Source organism: Parvibaculum sp. (assembly GCF_049651025.1).
In the GTDB taxonomy this organism is placed as follows: Bacteria; Pseudomonadota; Alphaproteobacteria; order Parvibaculales; family Parvibaculaceae; genus Parvibaculum.
This window is the reverse complement of sequence record NZ_JBASBH010000061.1, coordinates 41,523-60,175: the sequence shown is the minus strand read 5'-3', so window position 1 is coordinate 60,175 and position 18,653 is coordinate 41,523. Positions and strand designations below refer to the sequence as shown.

At 60.4% G+C, this 18,653-nt stretch carries 21 protein-coding genes and 1 tRNA gene; 5 read left to right on the top strand and 17 right to left on the bottom strand.

Annotation, left to right across the window (positions count from 1 at the left end; translation table 11 throughout):
* Genes WA943_RS08050 through WA943_RS08040 form a run of 3 tightly spaced genes read left to right on the top strand, consistent with a single transcriptional unit; the run spans window position 1 to window position 2,571 of the window.
* Window positions 1-822, top strand: a complete 822-nt coding sequence (locus WA943_RS08050) for an enoyl-CoA hydratase (RefSeq protein ID WP_424469344.1) — start codon at window positions 1-3, stop codon at window positions 820-822.
* Window positions 822-1,253: a CoA-binding protein gene (locus WA943_RS08045; protein WP_424469343.1), complete on the top strand. Its 432-nt coding sequence runs from the start codon at window positions 822-824 to the stop codon at window positions 1,251-1,253. The genes WA943_RS08050 and WA943_RS08045 overlap by 1 nt, the downstream gene beginning before the upstream one ends.
* 43 nt (window positions 1,254-1,296) lie before the next feature.
* Entirely contained in the window at window positions 1,297-2,571 is a 1,275-nt protein-coding gene (locus WA943_RS08040; RefSeq protein WP_424469342.1) for an O-acetylhomoserine aminocarboxypropyltransferase, read from the top strand.
* Between the two features lie 3 nt (window positions 2,572-2,574).
* On the opposite strand, the gene WA943_RS08035 is transcribed toward WA943_RS08040, so the two are convergent.
* A complete protein-coding gene (locus tag WA943_RS08035) occupies window positions 2,575-3,609 on the bottom strand; it encodes a COX15/CtaA family protein (RefSeq protein ID WP_424469341.1) in 1,035 nt (344 codons plus the stop codon).
* Between the two features lie 136 nt (window positions 3,610-3,745).
* Here WA943_RS08035 and WA943_RS08030 point away from each other — a divergent pair, with 136 nt between their 5' ends.
* Window positions 3,746-3,961, top strand: coding sequence for a DUF2842 domain-containing protein (locus tag WA943_RS08030; RefSeq protein WP_424469340.1), 216 nt, complete (start codon window positions 3,746-3,748; stop codon window positions 3,959-3,961).
* Window positions 3,962-4,173: 212 nt separating this feature from the next.
* On the opposite strand, the gene WA943_RS08025 is transcribed toward WA943_RS08030, so the two are convergent.
* From WA943_RS08025 to WA943_RS07995, 7 genes are all read right to left on the bottom strand, one after another.
* Window positions 4,174-4,250 (bottom strand) — tRNA-Pro (locus WA943_RS08025).
* Between the two features lie 173 nt (window positions 4,251-4,423).
* Window positions 4,424-4,885 carry a MerR family transcriptional regulator gene (locus tag WA943_RS08020; RefSeq protein WP_424469411.1) on the bottom strand — a complete coding sequence of 154 codons (462 nt, stop codon included), beginning with the start codon at window positions 4,883-4,885 and terminating at the stop codon, window positions 4,424-4,426.
* Between the two features lie 75 nt (window positions 4,886-4,960).
* A complete protein-coding gene (locus tag WA943_RS08015; RefSeq protein WP_424469339.1) occupies window positions 4,961-5,278 on the bottom strand; it encodes an integration host factor subunit alpha in 318 nt (105 codons plus the stop codon).
* Window positions 5,279-5,405: 127 nt separating this feature from the next.
* Window positions 5,406-6,383, bottom strand: a complete 978-nt coding sequence (locus WA943_RS08010; RefSeq protein WP_424469338.1) for a beta-ketoacyl-ACP synthase III — start codon at window positions 6,381-6,383, stop codon at window positions 5,406-5,408.
* Window positions 6,380-7,432 carry a phosphate acyltransferase PlsX gene (gene plsX / locus WA943_RS08005; protein ID WP_424469410.1) on the bottom strand — a complete coding sequence of 351 codons (1,053 nt, stop codon included), beginning with the start codon at window positions 7,430-7,432 and terminating at the stop codon, window positions 6,380-6,382. Before plsX ends, WA943_RS08010 begins: the two co-directional genes overlap by 4 nt.
* Before the next feature lie 159 nt (window positions 7,433-7,591).
* On the bottom strand, window positions 7,592-8,161 hold the full coding sequence (locus WA943_RS08000) for a YceD family protein (protein ID WP_424469337.1): 570 nt from the start codon (window positions 8,159-8,161) through the stop codon (window positions 7,592-7,594).
* The gene (locus WA943_RS07995; protein WP_424469336.1) at window positions 8,158-8,736 is read right to left on the bottom strand and encodes a ubiquinol-cytochrome C chaperone family protein; all 579 of its coding nucleotides are present in this window, start codon (window positions 8,734-8,736) and stop codon (window positions 8,158-8,160) included. The genes WA943_RS08000 and WA943_RS07995 overlap by 4 nt, the downstream gene beginning before the upstream one ends.
* 121 nt (window positions 8,737-8,857) lie before the next feature.
* Here WA943_RS07995 and WA943_RS07990 point away from each other — a divergent pair, with 121 nt between their 5' ends.
* Window positions 8,858-9,382, top strand: a complete 525-nt coding sequence (locus tag WA943_RS07990; protein WP_424469335.1) for an outer membrane protein assembly factor BamE — start codon at window positions 8,858-8,860, stop codon at window positions 9,380-9,382.
* Window positions 9,383-9,462: 80 nt separating this feature from the next.
* Here WA943_RS07990 and WA943_RS07985 read toward each other — a convergent pair whose 3' ends face one another.
* From WA943_RS07985 to glyA, 9 genes are all read right to left on the bottom strand, one after another.
* Window positions 9,463-11,577, bottom strand: coding sequence for a sodium-translocating pyrophosphatase (locus WA943_RS07985; RefSeq protein ID WP_424469334.1), 2,115 nt, complete (start codon window positions 11,575-11,577; stop codon window positions 9,463-9,465).
* A gap of 156 nt (window positions 11,578-11,733) precedes the next feature.
* The gene (thiL, locus tag WA943_RS07980; protein ID WP_424469333.1) at window positions 11,734-12,717 is read right to left on the bottom strand and encodes a thiamine-phosphate kinase; all 984 of its coding nucleotides are present in this window, start codon (window positions 12,715-12,717) and stop codon (window positions 11,734-11,736) included.
* Entirely contained in the window at window positions 12,701-13,204 is a 504-nt protein-coding gene (nusB, locus tag WA943_RS07975; RefSeq protein WP_424469332.1) for a transcription antitermination factor NusB, read from the bottom strand. The genes thiL and nusB overlap by 17 nt, the downstream gene beginning before the upstream one ends.
* Before the next feature lie 26 nt (window positions 13,205-13,230).
* Entirely contained in the window at window positions 13,231-13,686 is a 456-nt protein-coding gene (ribH, locus tag WA943_RS07970) for a 6,7-dimethyl-8-ribityllumazine synthase (protein ID WP_424469331.1), read from the bottom strand.
* A complete protein-coding gene (gene ribB, locus WA943_RS07965; protein WP_424469330.1) occupies window positions 13,686-14,837 on the bottom strand; it encodes a 3,4-dihydroxy-2-butanone-4-phosphate synthase in 1,152 nt (383 codons plus the stop codon). The genes ribH and ribB overlap by 1 nt, the downstream gene beginning before the upstream one ends.
* A gap of 5 nt (window positions 14,838-14,842) precedes the next feature.
* The gene (locus WA943_RS07960; RefSeq protein WP_424469329.1) at window positions 14,843-15,469 is read right to left on the bottom strand and encodes a riboflavin synthase; all 627 of its coding nucleotides are present in this window, start codon (window positions 15,467-15,469) and stop codon (window positions 14,843-14,845) included.
* Window position 15,470: 1 nt separating this feature from the next.
* Window positions 15,471-16,577: a bifunctional diaminohydroxyphosphoribosylaminopyrimidine deaminase/5-amino-6-(5-phosphoribosylamino)uracil reductase RibD gene (gene ribD, locus WA943_RS07955; protein WP_424469328.1), complete on the bottom strand. Its 1,107-nt coding sequence runs from the start codon at window positions 16,575-16,577 to the stop codon at window positions 15,471-15,473.
* 38 nt (window positions 16,578-16,615) lie between these two features.
* A complete protein-coding gene (gene nrdR, locus WA943_RS07950; protein ID WP_424469327.1) occupies window positions 16,616-17,095 on the bottom strand; it encodes a transcriptional regulator NrdR in 480 nt (159 codons plus the stop codon).
* A gap of 38 nt (window positions 17,096-17,133) precedes the next feature.
* Window positions 17,134-18,450, bottom strand: a complete 1,317-nt coding sequence (glyA, locus tag WA943_RS07945; RefSeq protein WP_424469326.1) for a serine hydroxymethyltransferase — start codon at window positions 18,448-18,450, stop codon at window positions 17,134-17,136.
* Window positions 18,451-18,653 lie beyond the last annotated feature (203 nt).

Sequence of the window (18,653 nt, the reverse complement as noted above, 5' to 3'; positions counted from 1 at the left end):
ATGAGCCAACCCGCTGAAAAAGACACCGCCGCCGAACCGCTGGTTCTGCGCAATGACCGCAACGGGATCGCGACGCTGACGCTCAATCGTCCGGCGCAGCGCAATTGCCTGTCTGAAGGTCTGATGTCTGCTCTCTCCGACGAGCTGGCGCGCGTCGCAGCGGACGCCTCCGTGCGGGTCGTCGTGCTTGCGGCGAACGGACCGGCCTTTTCCTCCGGCCACGACCTCAAGGAACTGACCGCCCATCGCAGCGACGCCGATCGGGGCCGCGCCTATTTCCAGAAAATCATGCGCCAGTGCAGCGCGCTGATGCAATCCATCGTGCGCCTGCCAAAACCCGTCATCGCCCGCGTACAAGGCATTGCGACGGCGGCAGGCTGCCAGCTTGTCGCAAGCTGCGATCTGGCCATTGCGACCGATAGTGCGAAGTTCGCAACGCCCGGCGTCAATATCGGCCTCTTCTGTTCGACGCCAATGGTGGCGCTGTCGCGCAATCTACCTCGCAAGCACGCAATGGAAATGCTCCTGACCGGCGAGATGATCGACGCCGCGCGGGCCGCCGAAATCGGCCTCATCAACCGCGTGGTCTATAGCGCCGAACTCGACGCCACCGTCAGGGAGCTTGCTGAGAAAATCGCCGCGAAATCGACGCTCACTGTCTCCATCGGCAAGGAGGCTTTTTACGAGCAACTCGAAAAGCCGCTGAGCGATGCTTACGACCACGCGAGCGAAGTCATGGTGAAAAACATGCTCGCCCGCGACGCCGAAGAAGGCATTGGCGCCTTCATCGAAAAGCGCGACCCCAAGTGGGAGGATCGATAGTGGCCACGCTCGAACATCTGCGCTACAGCCCCGAACTGATCGCCGACATTTTGCACGATACGAAAACCATCGCGCTTGTGGGCGCGAGCGCGAATACCGCGCGCGACAGCAACGAGGTGATGCAGTTCCTGCAGCGCAAGGGCTATCGCGTCATTCCGGTCAATCCGGGCCTTGCCGGAAAGAAACTTCTGGGAGAGACGGTCTATGCCTCCCTCCACGACATTCCAGAAAAGATCGACATGGTCGATATCTTCCGCAACTCTGCGGCGGCAGGACCGCTTTGCGATGAAGCCATCGCAATCGGTGCAAAATATATCTGGATGCAGCTTGGCGTGACGAATGAAGAAGGCGCCAGGCGAGCGGAAGCAGCAGGCCTCACGGTCATAATGAACCGCTGCCCGAAAATCGAAATACCAAGAATGATCCGCTGACCAAAAGAAGATCATAAAACCAGCACAGTAGAAGGAATATGCCATGACCGATTATGGCTTCGACACACTCGCGATTCATGCCGGGGCAAAACCCGACCCCACAACAGGCGCGCGGGCAACGCCGATCTATCAGACGACATCGTTCGTTTTCAACGATGTGGATCACGCCGCCTCGCTTTTCGGCCTGCAGGCATTCGGCAATATCTATACGCGCATCACCAATCCGACGACCGCCGTGCTCGAAGAGCGCGTCGCCGCGCTTGAAGGCGGCGTGGCGGCGCTCGCCGTCGCATCAGGTCATGCGGCGCAGATGCTGACGTTCCACACGCTGCTGGAAACGGGCGATCACTTCGTTGCGGCAAAGCAGCTTTACGGCGGATCGATCACCCAGTTCGGCCACTCCTTCAAGAAGTTCGGCTGGCACGTCGATTGGGCCGATGCGACCGACCCGGCAAGCGTGAAGCAGGCCATCGGACCGAAGACCAAGGCGGTCTTCATCGAGAGCTTTGCAAACCCCAGCGGCCTCGTCATCGACATCGCGGCGATCGCTGCTGTCGCGCATGAGGCGGGCATTCCGCTCATCGTCGACAATACGCTGGCCTCGCCCTATCTGCTGCGCCCCATCGAACATGGCGCGGATATCGTGCTGCATTCGGCGACGAAGTTCCTCGGCGGCCACGGCAATTCGATGGGCGGCGTCATCGTGGACGGCGGCAAGTTCGACTGGTCGAAGGGCGGAAAATTCCCGACCTTGTCCGAGCCCAATGCCTCCTATCACGGGCTGAAGATCCACGAGACATTCGGCGCCATCGCCTTCGCCATCGCCTGCCGCGTGCTCGGCCTGCGCGATCTCGGACCGGCGCTCTCGCCCTTCAACGCCTTCATGATCCTGACCGGCATTGAAACGCTGCCGCTGCGCATGCAGCGTCATTCCGACAGCGCACTCAAGGTTGCCGAATATCTGAAGACGCATCCGAAGGTGACGTGGGTTTCCTATGCCGGGCTGAAGGACGATCCGTCCTACAAGCTGCAGCAGCGCTATGCGCCGAAGGGCGCCGGTGCGCTTTTCACCTTCGGCATCAAGGGCGGCTATGAGTCCGGTGTGACGCTGGTGAACTCGATCGAGTTGCTGAGCCACCTCGCCAATATCGGCGATACGCGCAGCCTCATCATCCATCCCGCATCGACCACCCATCGCCAGCTCACCGAAGAGCAGCAAAAGGCCGCCGGAGCAGGCCCGGATGTGGTGCGCCTATCCATCGGGCTCGAAGATCCGCAAGACATCATCAAGGCGCTCGACAAAGCCCTGAGCGCCTGACGCCTAGACGGCGGGTGCGTTGAGCCTTTGCGCATGGATGATTGCCAGCGTGAAGACAACCATCGCACCCGCCTGATGCGCTGCACCGAGCGGAATGGGCACGACCCAAAGCAGCGCCCAGATACCCAAGCCCACCTGCGCGAGAACGGAAAGGCCGAGCCAGGTCGCGCCTTGCGCTGCATCGCGTATGCCTGAGCGCTGTGCCGCAAACCAATGCCAGAGCGCGAGGAAGGTCAGCAGATAAGCGACCATGCGATGATCGAATTGCACGGTCAGCATGTTCTCGAAGAAATTCCGCCACCAGACTTCATGCGCCATGAGCCCGGCGGGAAAGAACGCGCCATCGATGAGCGGCCATGTGTTGTAGATATGGCCGGCCTTGAGGCCCGCCACGAAACCGCCGAGCATCATCTGGGCAAAGACGAGCGCGAGCAGCACCCATGACGCCTTGCGCAAACCATCGCTGACGACAAACACCGGACGGTCGCGCCAAAGCCCCAGCGCAACCCACATCATGTAAGCATAGATGATCGTCGCAAGGCCGAGATGCGCCGTCAGGCGGTACTGGCTGACATCGACGCGATGCGTCAAACCGCTTTTGACCATCCACCAGCCAAGCGCGCCCTGCGCCGCGCCGAGCACGAACATGATCGCAAGCTTCGGCACCAATGCGCGCTCAATGCGCCGCGTCGCGAGGAACCAGAGGAAAGGAACGAGGAAGGCAAAGCCGATGAAGCGCCCGAGAAAGCGATGGCTCCATTCCCACCAGAAAATATATTTGAACTCGCCGAGCGTCATATTCGTGAAGACGAGCTGGTATTGCGGAATTTGTTGATACTTGGCGAATGCGTCAGCCCAGGCTGCCTCGCTCAGCGGTGGCAGAGCGCCGACGACGGGCTTCCACTCGGTGATCGACAATCCCGATTCAGTGAGCCGCGTCAGCCCCCCGACCACGACCATCAGAAAGATGAGCGCCGAGACGCCGAAGAGCCAGACCGCGATCTGCCGCCGAGCGGCGTTATGAGGCTTATTGTCCATGGGTGAAGTGATAACCCGAACGCGGCATATCTCACAGCAGGGACAACCCGCGACAGAAGGCCGCCCTTTGCGCCCTCAGGCCGAATAACGTATCAGAACGCCAGTGCCCCTATGCAGGGCCCGTCCGGAGATTTAAATGCCTCGCCTGCCCCAACGCACACGCAAGCTCATCGGCACACTGGCGCTGCTGGTGTTTCTGTTTTTCTATTCGTTGCTGATCATGACGATCGCCGTCAGCGGCCATCTGCCGGAAAATGGCGCGGTGCAGTTCGCCTATTACCTGATCGCTGGCACGATCTGGGCATTCCCGTTCCGCTACGTGATGATCTGGATGCTGCGGCCGGACGAATAAGGCTCGCACCGGCTCTCGAAAGCTCGACGTCAGATCAGAAGAACGTACCCGTCTGGTACTTGTTCAGAGCGGCCATGACGACGAGGAAAATGACGATCGGAAGAACAGTGAGCATGACAATCAAACTCCAGAATGCGAATAAGGCTGCCGCTTGCGGCAAATGCCCGCTTTAGAAGTGGGGTCAACGCAATCAATACGTTGACCCCGATAGATGGTCGGAGCGGCCGGATTCGAACCGACGACCCCTTGTCCCCCAGACAAGTGCGCTACCGGGCTGCGCTACGCTCCGACGAAACCGGATGAAAGGGCGCCGGGGCACCCTCAGTGGCGCGGAATATAGACGGGGGTTCCTGCCCGGGCAACGCCTCAATCGCCGCTTTTGTGAGGCTTTTTTTCACCTCACCCTGTAGCCAAAGCCGCGAGAATCATGGCGGCAAAACCATCGCATGACGAGCAGAGGCACTATTCCGCGTCGTCTTCGCTCTCCCAGATGGTTTCGTCGATTTCTTCCTTCAAAGAGACAAGCTCTTCAAGCAATGTCTCAAGCGTCTTGCGCGCCCCGGCGTCGATCACCAGTCCGGCCGCCGCTGGCTCCACATGCTCGCTACGCTGCACGGCCTCGCGGGCAAGCTCGGCGAGCGACGCATCGACAGTGCCCTTGCCGGTTTCGCTCACGAACTTCACGCCCTGTTCGCGAAAAACCTTCTGCACGCCTTTGATTGTATAGCCGTCATTATAGAGGAGTGTGCGCACGCCGCGCAGCAGGTCCACATCCTCGGGGCGATAATAGCGCCGCCCGCCGCCACGCTTCAGCGGGCGGATCTGGTTGAACTTGCTTTCCCAGAAACGCAGCACGTGCTGCGGCACATCAAGCTCAGTCGCAACTTCGCTGATGGTTCTGAAAGCGTCGGGCGACTTTTGTATCGACAAACCAGGTCCTTGGCTCCGCTCTTCAATCCGAATTCTTAAAACGGATCTGCTCACGGAATGCTCCGGTGCTTATTCGGCGGCCGCGGCCTTGCCGCTCAGCGCCGCATTGATCCGTTCCTTGAGTACGTGGCTCGGGCGGAAGACAAGAACGCGGCGCGGCTTGATCGGCACCTCTTCACCCGTCTTTGGATTCCGTCCCATGCGACCGCCCTTTTGACGGACCGAAAAAGATCCGAACGAGGACAGCTTCACCGTATCGCCCTTCGACAAGCTATTGGCGATCTCCAGCAGCACAGATTCAACCAGCTCGGCAGATTCATTGCGCGATAGCCCCACCTCTTGGTAGACGGCTTCGCTCAAATGAGCCCGCGTTATCGTATCCCCCATGGCCTTACCTCCAAGTTCAGGCGAAGCCTATGGCCGGGCGATTAACCCGTCAATATCAATAGGATGCACGAATCTTCTAAAGTTCACTTCTGTGCCGGAATTGGCCGGTTTCGAGTGCAATTTGCCATTACCAGCGAACCAGCACCGATCCCCAGGTGAACCCGCCGCCCATCGCCTCGAGCAGCACGAGGTCGCCGCGCTTGATTCGCCCGTCCTTTATGGCCTGGTCGAGAGCCAGCGGAACCGACGCGGCAGAGGTGTTGCCGTGATCGCCGACGGTGATGACGACCTTTTCCGGCGGCAGGCCGATACGCTTCGCGGTGCCGTCGAGAATGCGCTTGTTCGCCTGATGCGGTACGAACCAGTCAATGTCATTGGCCGTGAGCCCTGTCGCGGCCAGCGCTTCCTTGATCGTGTCCGCGATATTGACGACGGCGTGGCGGAAAACCTCGCGGCCCTCCATGCGCACATGGCCGGTCGTCTGCGTCGATGACGGGCCGCCATCGACATAGAGCTTGTCCTTGTAGCGCCCGTCCGAATGCAGATGCGCGGTGAGAATGCCACGATCCGCATTCGTCCCCTCGCCCTCGCCCGCCTTCACGATGACGGCGCCCGCGCCGTCGCCGAAGAGAACGCAGGTCGTGCGGTCGGTCCAGTCGAGAAGCCGCGAAAAAGTCTCCGCGCCGATGACGAGGACGGTCTTGGCCTGACCGCAACGAATGAACGTGTCCGCTATGGTCAGCGCATAAACGAAACCCGAGCAGACGGCCTGAATGTCAAAGGCCGCGCCGTGGTGAATTCCAAGTTCGGCCTGCACGGTGACGGCTGTTGCCGGAAACGTATTGTCCGGCGTCGTCGTCGCGAGAATGATCGTATCGATCTCCTGCGCGTCGATGCCCGCATGGGCAATCGCCGCACGCGCCGCCTTGAGCGCAAGGTCCGAGGTCAACTCGCCATCGGCAGCGATGTGGCGGGCGTGAATGCCCGTGCGCTCGACAATCCAGTCGTCGGTCGTGTCGACGATCTTGGTCATGTCCTGATTGGTAACAACGCGCTCAGGCAAATAGCTGCCGCAACCGGCGACAACACTTCTAATGATACTCACGATACCGCCGCCTCGGATTCTTCAGTTGTTGAATTTGGTGTCTGTGCTCCGCGCGTCGGCTGGAACCCGTCGAGAAGTGCAAGATCCGCCGCAACCTTTTGCACAAGATCGGCGGCTGCAGCATCAATTGCAACATCGATCGCATAGGCAAAGCCTTCGGCGTCCGTGTCGCCATGGCTCTTCACGACGATGCCGTTAAGGCCGAGAAAGATGGCGCCATTCGATGCGCGCGGGTCGAGCTTCTTTGCCAGCGCACGAAAAGCACCCTGCGCAAAGAGATAGCCGATCTTCGACATCAGCGAGCTGCTCATGGCGCTGCGCAGGAAATCGACGATGAGCCGCGCCGTGCCTTCCGCAGTCTTCAGCGCGATATTGCCGGTATAGCCATCCGTCACGACGACATCGACGGTGCCTTTGCTGATGTCCCCGCCTTCGACGAAGCCGTGAAAATTCAGCGGCAATCCGGCGCTGCGCAACATCTGCGCTGCTTCCTTCACCTGCTCGGTGCCTTTGACTTCTTCTTCGCCAATATTGAGCAAGCCGACAGTCGGCCGCTCGAGGCTGAAAATCACACGCGCGAATGCCTCGCCCATGACGGCAAATTGCACAAGCTGAAACGCATCCGGCCCGATGGTCGCGCCAAGATCAAGCACGACGCTTTCGCCGCGCGCCGTCGGCCACAGCCCTGCCAGCGCGGGGCGCTCGACATTGGGCATCGTCTTCAGGATGACCTTGGCCATCGCCATGAGCGCGCCCGTATTGCCTGCGGACAAGGCCGCCTGCGCACGGCCCGTTTTCACGGCGTCGATTGCAAGCCACATGCTGCTCGTCTTGCGGCCACGCCTCAGCGCCTGGCTCGGCTTGTCGTCCATCGAAATCGAAACGGACGTGTGAACGATCTCGCTCACCGCCGCGGCGCGGGGATATTTATCGAGCACCGGACGCATCGTGGCTTCATCGCCGAAAATCAGAAAACGCACATCGGGGTGACGAATGGATGCAATCTCGGCACCACCGATCACAGTCTCAGCGCCGTGATCGCCACCCATTCCGTCCAGCGCAATCGTCAATCCGCGTGTCGTCACCCAAACCCCTTTTCCCCCGCCGGGACAGTTATTCTAGAAAACGGCAACCTCCGGCAGTTGCCAGAAGATACTAGCTTGAGTGCTTGAAACAACAGGTTCATTGCGTCCTGTAAGTCCGCCGATTCAATCTTTTTTCTTGAGTTTTTCGAGCGCCGCAAAAGGATTCGCGGGCTTCTCGACCTCCTCTTCCTCCACCACGGCGAGCGGCTTGAATTCCGCACCGGGTTTCTTGGGGTAAGGGTCTATGGCGACCGCAAGCTGCTCGGCCACAGCTTCGCCGACATCGATACGGCCATTTTCCATCGGCTCCGGCGGATCTTCGCTTTGCAGATCGACAAAAATCTCCGTATCGGCTGATACCGCAGGCGTTCGCTCGATCATTTCTTCGGGCAGGTAATGCACGATGAAGCTCTCGGAGAGGCGCGCCTCAATCGGCTCAAGCGTTGCGACGCAGGCTTGAACAAGCTCCGCCGTATATTTTCCTTCGGCAACCAGCCCGTGACGCCGCCATGGTTTGACGGTGATCTTGCCCTTGAGCGAACGAAGCTCGATGAGCCCGAATCGGCGCGCAAGCGCGACACGCTCATTCTCCTTCACATCGAAGGGAACGGTTGTGCCGTTCGGCGGCACGTCGGAGACGGCAAGCGGAATGCTGAACTCAGGTTTCCCAGCGGATACTGGACGCGTACTCATGCGTCTGGCCTTTCAATGACAAGCGGTTCGGGCAAGGCCGCAAAAACAACGCGGCCTTTCAACAATTCTCCAATGGGCAATTCTTCGAGTACCTTGTCGCCGCGCCGCACATAATCTGCAAGCGCGTTCACCTCGGCGGCCGAAGGCTCCATTTCCGCAAAAACGTTGCGCTTCAACGCCTCCCCAAGCACAGCAGGCTCGGCGGCATCGAGCCCGCCATCATAAGCCGCAACGCGCCCGTAAAAGGCCGATGCAAGGCCCTTGATCTTCTTGCCGACCGAAAGGTCGCCAATGCCGATTTCGCGCAAGGTCTGGTCCATATCGTCGAACAGGATATCGAAAATCTTCTGCCCCAGGGCCTTGGCTGGCGCCGTCTCCGCGTCCGTGGCCGCCTTTAGCCGCCTCAGCACCAGAAATGCGTGCAGGACGACCATCTCGAAGCGCCCTTCAAGCGTATCGGGGACGCCTGCATGTAGATATAAGGCCGGTGAACGGGCTTGCGATACCAAGGTTCCATAAATAGCGTAAGCTTCCGACTCGTGAGCACTCCGGCCGAAAATCCTTTTCCATATCATGGCGTTACTCCGTCCGGGCAGCCCTGCCCGTAAGGGAGGGGATCAAGAAGCCGATTGAATTTAGCGACCGACAAGGGTAGGTCAACGTCTGAACATCTGGGTCTCGGGAGGGTACTCCAACATGACTTCCAATCGCCTGCGGCGCCGTGCCGGGTTTCTGGCCGCCGTGGCCTGCCTGTCTGCAACGAGTCTCGTCCTTATAAGCTGCGCGCCGATCGTTGAGCCGGTCGTTGCACAGCGCGGCTATATTCTGAATGAAAAAGATCTGAAGAAGATCAAACCCAAGCAAACGACCAGAGAGCAAGTGAAGGAGATCATGGGATCGCCTTCGACTGCGTCGACCATCCAGGGCGATGCTTGGTACTACATCACCAGCACAACCGAAACCTATCTCTTCTTCCCGCCTGAGGAAGTCGACCGCACGGTCGTCGCTTTCTATTTCGAGAAGTCGGATACGGTTCAGCAAATCGCCTATTACGGCCTGGAAGACGGTGAAATCGTCGACCTCCAGACGCGCACCACGCCGACCCGCGGCAAGGAACTCACCGTTCTTGGCCAGCTCTTCAGCAATCTCGGCCGCTTCAACAAGCAGACGGACAGCAAAAAGGGCGTCGGCCCCGTTCCCGGACGCGGCGGCGGAATGTAACAGGGGCTAGCGCCCGACTACACCGACCAAATAAAAAGGCCCCGCAGATGCGGGGCCTTTTGCATTCGTTGTCCGCTCACTTAGTGCGCGAGCACGGCGAGGAGAAGCAGCGCTACGATGTTCGTGATCTTGATCATCGGGTTGATCGCCGGACCGGCAGTATCCTTGTAGGGATCGCCAACCGTATCGCCAGTGACCGCAGCCTTATGCGCCTCGGAACCCTTGCCGCCGAAGTGACCGTCTTCGATATACTTCTTGGCATTGTCCCATGCGCCACCGCCTGAAGTCATCGAGAGGGCGACAAAGAGGCCCGTGATGATGACGCCGAGCAGCATTGCGCCGACAGCCGAGAATGCCTCGGACTTGCCCGCGATCTGCAGGATGAGGAAGTAGAGAACGATCGGCGACAGAACCGGAAGCAGCGAGGGAATGATCATTTCCTTGATCGCCGCCTTGGTCAGCATGTCGACCGCGCGCGCATAGTCAGGCTTCGACGTGCCCGCCATGATGCCCGGATCGGCCTTAAACTGGCGGCGAACTTCAACCACCACGGCACCCGCCGCACGTCCAACCGCCGTCATGCCCATCGAACCGAAGAGGTACGGGAGCAGGCCGCCGAGGAAGAGGCCGATCACGACATAGGGATTGGAGAGCGAGAAGTCCGGCAGAACACCGGCAAAGTAAGGATAGGTCTCAGGCGAGGCCGAGAAGAAGGTCAGATCCTGAGTATAGGCTGCAAACAGCACCAGCGCGCCGAGGCCCGCCGAACCGATCGCATAACCCTTGGTGACGGCCTTCGTCGTATTGCCGACGGCGTCGAGCGCGTCGGTCGTCTTGCGCACCGAAGCCGGAAGATCGGCCATTTCGGCAATGCCGCCCGCATTGTCCGTGACCGGACCGAATGCGTCGAGCGCAACAACCATGCCTGCAAGAGCAAGCATCGTCGACACGGCGATGGCGATGCCGAAGAGGCCGGCAAGGCTGTAGGTCACGAGGATGCCGAAAACGATGATGATCGCCGGCAGCGCCGTCGCTTCCATCGAAATCGCAAGACCCTGAATGACGTTCGTGCCGTGGCCCGTAACGGAGGCCTGGGCAATGCTCTTCACAGGGCGGAAGTTCACGCCCGTGTAATATTCCGTCACCCAGATGATGAGGCCCGTCACGACGAGCCCCGAAACGCCGCAGAAGAAGAGGTCCCAGCCCGTGAAGGTAAGCGCGCCGACCGTGAACGCGGTGTCGAGGCCGATGACTTCTTTCGTCACGAAGTAGAGAGCGCCGAGCGACAGCACGGCCGAGGCCACGAAGCCCTTATAGAGGGCATTCATGATGTTGTTGCTCTTGCCGAGGCGCACGAAGAACACGCCGATGATCGAGGTGATGATGCACGAACCGCCAATGGCCAGCGGATAGGTCATCATGCTGACCGTCGTTTCGCCGACGAAGAAGATCGAGGCGAGAACCATGGTCGCGACAAGCGTCACCGCATAGGTTTCGAAAAGGTCAGCCGCCATGCCCGCGCAGTCGCCGACATTGTCGCCGACGTTGTCGGCAATGGTGGCCGGGTTGCGCGGATCGTCTTCGGGAATTCCCGCTTCGACCTTGCCGACGAGGTCGCCGCCGACGTCCGCACCCTTGGTGAAGATGCCGCCGCCGAGACGGGCGAAGATCGAGATGAGCGAAGCGCCGAAGCCGAGCGCGACGAGCGCGTCGATCACGTCACGCGAATTGGCCGCATAGCCGAGATAGCCGGTGAGGATGCCGAAATAAACGGCGACCGACAGAAGCGCCAGACCGGCAACGAGCATGCCGGTGACCGTGCCCGCGCGGAACGCGATGGAAAGGCCTGCCGCAAGGCTTTTGCTCGACGCCTGAGTTGTACGCACGTTGGCGCGAACCGAAACAAGCATGCCGATATAGCCTGCCGCGCCCGAAAGCGTCGCGCCGATCAGGAAGCCGATACCAACCTTGATGCCGAGGAGATAGGAGACAAGTGCGAAGATCACGATACCGACGAGGCCGATGGTCGTGTACTGACGGTTGAGGTAAGCGCCTGCGCCTTCCTGGATCGCCGCCGCGATTTCTTGCATACGGGCATTGCCCGGATCAGCCGACAAGACCGAGCGTCCTGCCAGAAGGCCATAGATGATCGCGAGACCACCGCAGCCAATAATTGCCCACAATGTAGTACTCATCGTTTCTGTCCTTGGTTTCCAAACGGGTATCCGAACCGGAACCGGATAACCCGGCCAAGGCCCCTCCCCCCTAAGTCGAAGCACGATTGGTCAAGGAGGTTGCCAAATGCGAAAACGGAAAGCAACCACACCCCCCGCGGAACATTGGCTCACGAATCAAAAATGACGGAAGCCGAGATGACTGAGTCGCATGGACTCACCTGAGGCAGCGATGGCGGACACCCCTTCCGCTGCGTCAACAATAGTCCCGATACAGGTGATGCGAACATCACTGTCAGCGGCTAGCGACGCGATGAGACCTGCGTCACCGACGGGGGCGGTGAAAAGAATTTCGTAATCGTCGCCGCCCGTAAGGATGCTTTCGATCAAGGCCGGATCACGCATGAGGCAACGCGTGGCCATCGCAGAGAGCGGCAACGCCGAAACATCGATACGAGCGCCGACGGACGACGCCTCGCAGAGATGCCCGAGATCGGCCATCAACCCGTCGGACACATCCAGCGCCGCATGCGCCAGACCGACGAGCCGCGGGCCGATGCCGACACGAGGTTCAGGCACTCTGTAGCGGGCCACAAGCGCAGCCTCATCCATGCTGGATGCAGTGAGTCGCCCCTGAGATACGGCAAGGCCCAATGCGGCATCGCCAAGCGTCCCGGTGAGAAAGACCATGTCGCCGACATTGGCACTCGCGCGACGCAACATGGCGCCGCTGGGCACTTGCCCGATGGCGGTCAGCGTGAAGCTGAGCGGACCGGGCGTCGAAACGGTGTCGCCGCCCCAAAGCGAAACGCCGAAATGCGATTGGTCTTCGGCAAGCCCCGCCGCGAAATCCGATATCCACTCATATGGAGTGTCGGGCCGCCAGGCCGTGGTCAGAAGATAGCCGAGTGGCGTCGCGCCCTTGGCGGCAAGATCGGAGAGGTTCACGCGCAGAAGTTTTTGCGCAATGCTGGCGGCTGGATCGGTCGGGAGAAAATGAACGCCTTCGACCAGCGCATCCACGGTGAGAACCAGATCCATACCCGGATCGGGCGTGATGGCGGCAGCGTCGTCCTTGAGGCCGAAAGCACCCGGCACATTCGCGGCCAGAGGTGCGAAGAGGTTTGCGATCAGAGAGAATTCGTCAGGACGCGGAGCCATCGCCAGCCGCAGGTTTGCGCACCGTCGCGCCGAGCCGGTCGAGCACTGCATTGACGACGCCGGGTTCATCGCCCTCGAAGAAGGCATGCGCAACATCGACATATTCGTTGATGACGACCTTCACCGGAATATCCTTGCAGCGGCGAAGCTCATAGACGCCGCCGCGCAGGATCGCACGCAGCGTCGCGTCGAGACGCGCAAGCGTCCAGCCCTTCGCCAGCGCTCCGTTGATTGCAACGTCGATCTCTCGCTGTTCGCGAACGACGCCATGGATCACATCGGAGAAATGCGCCTCGTCGGCTTCGGGATAGGTCGTGTCTTCGATCTCCTGGCCGAAGCGATGCTGCACGAATTCCTCGATCACATCGTCAATCGCGGTGCCGACCATATCCATCTGGTAAAGCGCCTGCACGGCGCCGAGGCGAGCGACGCTGCGCGCATTGGCAGCGTGTGGCGAGGCGACCGGTTTGACAGGAGCCGAAGACATTCGAAACTATGCTTTCAAAAAGAGGCTCAAGCGCCGAGGCTGCGCTTGAGGTCGATCATATCGAGACAGGCATCAGCCGCGCCGCCGCCCTTGTTCTTCTCGTCCACCTTCGCGCGCGCCCAGGCCTGAGCGCCATTTTCAACGGTCTGGATGCCGTTGCCGAGTGCGAGGGAACGATCGACCGCCAGGTCCATAAGGGCGCGAGCGGACTCGTTGGAGACTATATCATAGTGAGTGGTTTCACCGCGAATGACGCAGCCAAGCGCGACGAACCCGTCAATTTGCTTGGTCTGTCCGCCATGCGCCATGGCATCCAGCGCGAATTTGACCGCCGCCGGGATTTCCAGAACGCCGGGCACCGACACGCGCGAATAGGTGGCGCCGCGCGCCTCCAGCGCCGCAATGGCGCCGCGTGCCAGTTCGTCTGCAAGGTCTTCGTAAAACCGCGCTTCGATGATGAGAATATGTGCCTCTGTACTCATCACGACGCAATCTCCTTCGCCTTGGCTTCCGTGCCTGCGCGCTTGCGCGGGCTGACCGGACGCTGCCCGGCAATGCTAAGTCCATAACCTTCAAGGCCGACAATGCTGCGATCCGTATCGGACAGCAGGATCATTTCCTGCACGCCGAGATCGAGAAGGATCTGCGCACCGACGCCATATTCGCGCAACCGGCGCGGCATGCCCTGATCGCTCGCCTCGCCCTTGCGCAGCAGCAGATCGGATACGACGGTCGCCGTCGTGTCGCGAATAAGAACGATGACGCCACGCCCTTCTTCCGAAATCATCCGCATCGACTCTTTCAGAAGCTCCGAACGTGAACCACTGGCGCCAAGAACGTCATCGAAGACATTCGTCGCATGCATGCGGACCAGAACGGGTTCGGGCGTCGAGATGTCGCCCTTAACGAGCGCGATGTGCTCGGCATATTCGACGGTGTTCAGATAGACCATCATCTTGAACTCGCCGCCATACTTGCTGTCGAGTTCGGTTTCGATGGCGCGATGAATGAAGTGATCGTAGCGGCGGCGATAGGCGATGAGATCGGCGATCGTCGCGATCTTCAATCCATGAAGCTGCGCGAACTGCACGAGATCGGGCAGACGCGCCATCGTACCGTCATCGTTCATGATTTCGCAGATAACGCCTGCGGGATAAAGACCGGCGAGCCGCGCAATATCGACGGCTGCTTCAGTATGGCCGGCGCGAACAAGAACGCCGCCGTCTTTCGCCACCAGCGGGAAGACGTGACCGGGTGACACGATGTCGTTCTGGCCCTTCGTCGGATCGATGGCGACCGAAACGGTATGCGCGCGATCATGCGCCGAAATGCCGGTCGAGATGCCTTCGCGCGCTTCGATCGAGACGGTGAAGGCCGTCTGGTTGCGCGACTGGTTGTTCGACGACATGAACTGAAGATTGAGCTGCTTGGCGCGATCGCCGGTCAGCGTCAGGCAAACCAGACCGCGACCGTACTTCGCCATGAAGTTGACCGCTTCGGGCGTGCACATCTGGGCCGGAATGACGAGATCGCCTTCGTTCTCGCGATCTTCCGCATCGACAAGAATGAACATCTTGCCGTTGCGCGCATCCTCAATGACTTCTTCGATGGACGAGAGGTATTCCTTGAACACGATGCCTAATCCTTCCTGGCCAGTCTGGCGACATACCTGGCCAGCATGTCGATTTCAATATTAACGCTATTTCCGACCTTTGCCTGCCCCCATGTGGTGACAGTCTGGGTGTGGGGAATGATATTGACCCCGAAGCGGGTTCGGCTTTCGTTGGAGTGAGGCCGAATATCCTCCACCTCGTTCACTGTCAATGACGTTCCATCAATCGTTACGGAACCCTTGGGCGCAATGAACCGGCCCAACTCGTCCGACACTTCAAAGGTAAAGCGGACGCTGTCGCCATCGGGGCGCATGTCCACGATCTCGCCAACGCCGTCCACATGGCCGCTGACTATGTGCCCGCCAAGCTCGTCGCCAGCCTTGAGGGCGCGCTCCAGATTGATCGGCGTGCCTTCTTCCCAGCGCCCCAGCGTGGTGCAGCCAAGCGTCTCGGCAGATGCATCGACGGCGAACCAGTTCTTGCTGTCGCCATTGCCCTTTTCAACGACCGTCAGGCAGCAACCCGAACAGGCGATGGACGCGCCGAGCGCGATGCCTTGCGGATCGTAAACCGTCTCGATGACGAAGCGCGTATCGCCGCGATGCTCGACAGAGCGAACGCGACCGACATCGCTGACTATGCCTGTAAACATATCAACTCCGAACCAGATAGCTTGAAAGCGTGTCGGCACCGAGCGCGAGCGTCTCGGTCAGGACCATCCCCGGCGCCATATCGAGGCGATCGACACCGAGAGCCGCAACGGCCGGATAACCGTCGCCGCCGATAACCGTGCTTGAGCGGAACCACTCGACGCGATCGACGAGATGCGCACGCATCATCGATGACGCAAGCCGCGCGCCGCCTTCGAGAAGCACACGCGTCAAGCCGCGCGCCGCCAGAATCCGCATGGCCGCAGTCATGTCCATGAGCGCGTCCGCGCCCACAGGCACATCGATCAGCTCGACGCCGCAATCGATGAAGGCCGCGCGTCGCTCCGCGTCATTTTCCGAGAAAGTCAAAATCCAGGTCGGAGTCTTTCGTGCCTCGCGCACAAGCCTCGACGTCAATGGAAGACGAAGGCGCCCGTCAGCAACGATGCGAACGGGCGAGCGAGATGAGAGTCCCGGCAACCGGCAGGTCAGGGTCGGATCGTCAACAATGGCCGTTGCGCTGCCGACCATGATCGCGTCGTGCGTGGCGCGCAGCAGATGCCCGCGCGCGCGCGCCATGTCGCTGGTGATCCATTGGCTGTGGCCGGAGCGCGTTGCCGTTCGTCCGTCTGCGGAGCTTGCAATCTTCAGTGTGACGAGCGGACGGTCTTCCGACACTTTCAGGAAAAAGCCCTGATTGAGATATCGTGCCTGGGCGAAACAGACGCCCTCCTCGACCTCGATGCCCGCCTTTTCCAGCATGGCAAAACCCCTGCCCGCCACGCGCGAATCGGGATCGGCGATAGCGCTCACGACGCGCTTCACGCCCGCCGCAATCAGCGCCTCGGCACAGGGTCCGGTTTTTCCGTGATGTGCACAGGGCTCAAGCGACACATAGGCCGTCGCGCCGCGCGCAAGCTCGCCCGCATGCGCCAGCGCCTCCGTCTCGGCATGAGGACGACCGCCAGACTGCGTCCAGCCGCGACCGACCACGATGCCATCGCGCACGATAACGCAGCCCACCGCCGGATTGGGCGCAACCTGCCCCAATCCCCGCTCGGCAAGCGCCAGCGCCATCATCATGAATTCTGTGTCGGCGGCCTTCGCCATCTCGTCCCCGAAAACAATTCTACGGGGCGCGAGAGAGATCAGCTGTCGTCGTCGCTGTCGCCCCGGCCCGGCCCGCTGAGTTCGCCCAGAAATTCCTCGAAGTCTTTTGCCTCGTGAAAGTTCTTATAGACCGACGCAAAACGGACATAAGCAACGGCGTCGAGAGAGCTCAGGCCTTCCATCACGAGCCGCCCCACCATGGTGGAGGGAATCTCGCTCTCGCCCATACTCTCGAGCCGACGCACGATACCGCTCACCATACGCTCAATGCGGTCTTGCTCAACTGGGCGTTTGCGCATCGCGATTTGCACGGAACGCATAAGTTTGTCGCGCTCGAAAGGCACCCGCCGACCGCTGGTCTTGATGATGGTCAACTCGCGAAGCTGGACCCGCTCAAAGGTCGTGAAGCGGCCGCCGCAGGCCGTGCAGAAGCGCCGCCGCCTGATCGAGGTATTGTCCTCCGTAGGACGAGAATCCTTAACCTGCGTGTCTTCATTGCCGCAATATGGACAACGCATACCCCTGGCCCCCGCCTGTTAGCGCTTCAAACGACTGATTACTTCGGTCCGCCATAGATCGGAAAGCGGCCGCAGAGTTCGATAACCCGTTTACGCACCGATGCCTCAACCTCACCGTTGCCCGCTTCCCCGTTCTTCTCAAGCCCGCTCAGCACTTCATCGATGAGCTTGCCGATCAGCCGGAACTCGGCAACGCCGAAGCCGCGCGTAGTGCCCGCAGGCGTGCCGAGACGCACGCCGGACGTGATCGTCGGCTTTTCGGGATCGAAGGGAATACCGTTCTTGTTGCAGGTGATGTTCGCCCGCTCCAGCGCCGCTTCGGCAACCTTGCCGGTGAGCTTCTTCGGACGCAGATCGACGAGCATCAGATGCGTGTCGGTGCCGCCGGAAACGATCGCAAATCCGGCTTCGGCAAGCGTTGCGGCAAGGGCGCGCGCATTCTCGACGACCGCCTTCGCATAGGCCTTGAACTCGGGGCGAAGCGCCTCGCCGAAGGCGACCGCCTTGCCCGCGATGACATGCATCAGAGGCCCGCCCTGAATGCCGGGGAAGATGGCCGAGTTGACCTTCTTGCCGATGTCTTCGTTGTTGGAAAGGATCATGCCGCCACGCGGGCCGCGCAGCGTCTTGTGCGTCGTCGTCGTGACGATATCAGCATAAGGCAATGGGCTCGGATGGGCGCCACCGGCGACGAGCCCGGCAAAATGCGCCATGTCCACCATGAAAAGCGCGCCGACGCTGTCGGCAATGGCGCGGAACGCCTTGAAGTCGATGACGCGCGGATAGGCCGAACCGCCTGCGATGATCAACTTCGGCTTATGCTCTTTCGCGAGCGCCGCGACATCGTCGAGATCGATCTGATGATCCTGCGCCCGGACGCCATACTGAACGGCATTGAACCATTTGCCGGATTGGTTCGGCGCCGCGCCATGGGTGAGATGGCCGCCTGCCGCAAGGCTCATGCCCAGAATGGTGTCGCCGGGCTTGATCAGCGCCATCATGGCGCCCTGGTTCGCCTGCGAACCTGAATTCGGCTGGACGTTGACATAGGCGCAGTCGAACAGCTTCTTGGCTCGCTCGATCGCAAGCTCTTCGGCAATGTCGACGAACTCGCAGCCGCCGTAGTAGCGCTTGCCCGGATAACCTTCCGCATATTTGTTCGTCATGACCGAGCCCTGTGCTTCAAGCACGGCGCGGGAGACAATGTTCTCGGATGCGATCAGTTCGATCTGGGTCTGCTGCCGGTCGAGTTCCTTGTCGATCGCACGCTGAATGTCCGGATCGCTCTTGGCCAATCCATCCGTGAAAAAACCAGAGGACACACCCTGTCCCGCGACCGCATTGCCTGACGACATCAACTCAACCTTCTTCGACGGAAACCTGCCAGCCGACTGCCTCACCACAATGAATGAAACGACCCGACCCGCTTGCCTGATGGTCGCTCACGCCGGCCATCTCCAGATGGAGGCGTCTTACCACATATCGCGGCCTCCGGCCAACCACACACAATCGGTTCTCACTGTCGCATATGCCCCGCCATCGGCATTTTTTTCCAATC

Coding starts and splice junctions, on each gene's coding strand:
- WA943_RS08050 (WP_424469344.1), top strand. CDS start 1: ATGAGCCAACCCGCTGAAAAAGACACCGCCGCCGAACCGCTGGTTCTG.
- WA943_RS08040 (WP_424469342.1), top strand. CDS start 1,297: ATGACCGATTATGGCTTCGACACACTCGCGATTCATGCCGGGGCAAAA.
- WA943_RS08035 (WP_424469341.1), bottom strand. CDS start 3,609: ATGGACAATAAGCCTCATAACGCCGCTCGGCGGCAGATCGCGGTCTGG.
- WA943_RS08030 (WP_424469340.1), top strand. CDS start 3,746: ATGCCTCGCCTGCCCCAACGCACACGCAAGCTCATCGGCACACTGGCG.
- WA943_RS08015 (WP_424469339.1), bottom strand. CDS start 5,278: ATGGGGGATACGATAACGCGGGCTCATTTGAGCGAAGCCGTCTACCAA.
- plsX (WP_424469410.1), bottom strand. CDS start 7,432: ATGGGTGGCGATCACGGCGCTGAGACTGTGATCGGTGGTGCCGAGATT.
- WA943_RS08000 (WP_424469337.1), bottom strand. CDS start 8,161: ATGAGTACGCGTCCAGTATCCGCTGGGAAACCTGAGTTCAGCATTCCG.
- WA943_RS07995 (WP_424469336.1), bottom strand. CDS start 8,736: ATGATATGGAAAAGGATTTTCGGCCGGAGTGCTCACGAGTCGGAAGCT.
- WA943_RS07990 (WP_424469335.1), top strand. CDS start 8,858: ATGACTTCCAATCGCCTGCGGCGCCGTGCCGGGTTTCTGGCCGCCGTG.
- WA943_RS07985 (WP_424469334.1), bottom strand. CDS start 11,577: ATGAGTACTACATTGTGGGCAATTATTGGCTGCGGTGGTCTCGCGATC.
- thiL (WP_424469333.1), bottom strand. CDS start 12,717: ATGGCTCCGCGTCCTGACGAATTCTCTCTGATCGCAAACCTCTTCGCA.
- nusB (WP_424469332.1), bottom strand. CDS start 13,204: ATGTCTTCGGCTCCTGTCAAACCGGTCGCCTCGCCACACGCTGCCAAT.
- ribH (WP_424469331.1), bottom strand. CDS start 13,686: ATGAGTACAGAGGCACATATTCTCATCATCGAAGCGCGGTTTTACGAA.
- WA943_RS07960 (WP_424469329.1), bottom strand. CDS start 15,469: ATGTTTACAGGCATAGTCAGCGATGTCGGTCGCGTTCGCTCTGTCGAG.
- ribD (WP_424469328.1), bottom strand. CDS start 16,577: ATGGCGAAGGCCGCCGACACAGAATTCATGATGATGGCGCTGGCGCTT.
- nrdR (WP_424469327.1), bottom strand. CDS start 17,095: ATGCGTTGTCCATATTGCGGCAATGAAGACACGCAGGTTAAGGATTCT.
- glyA (WP_424469326.1), bottom strand. CDS start 18,450: ATGTCGTCAGGCAATGCGGTCGCGGGACAGGGTGTGTCCTCTGGTTTT.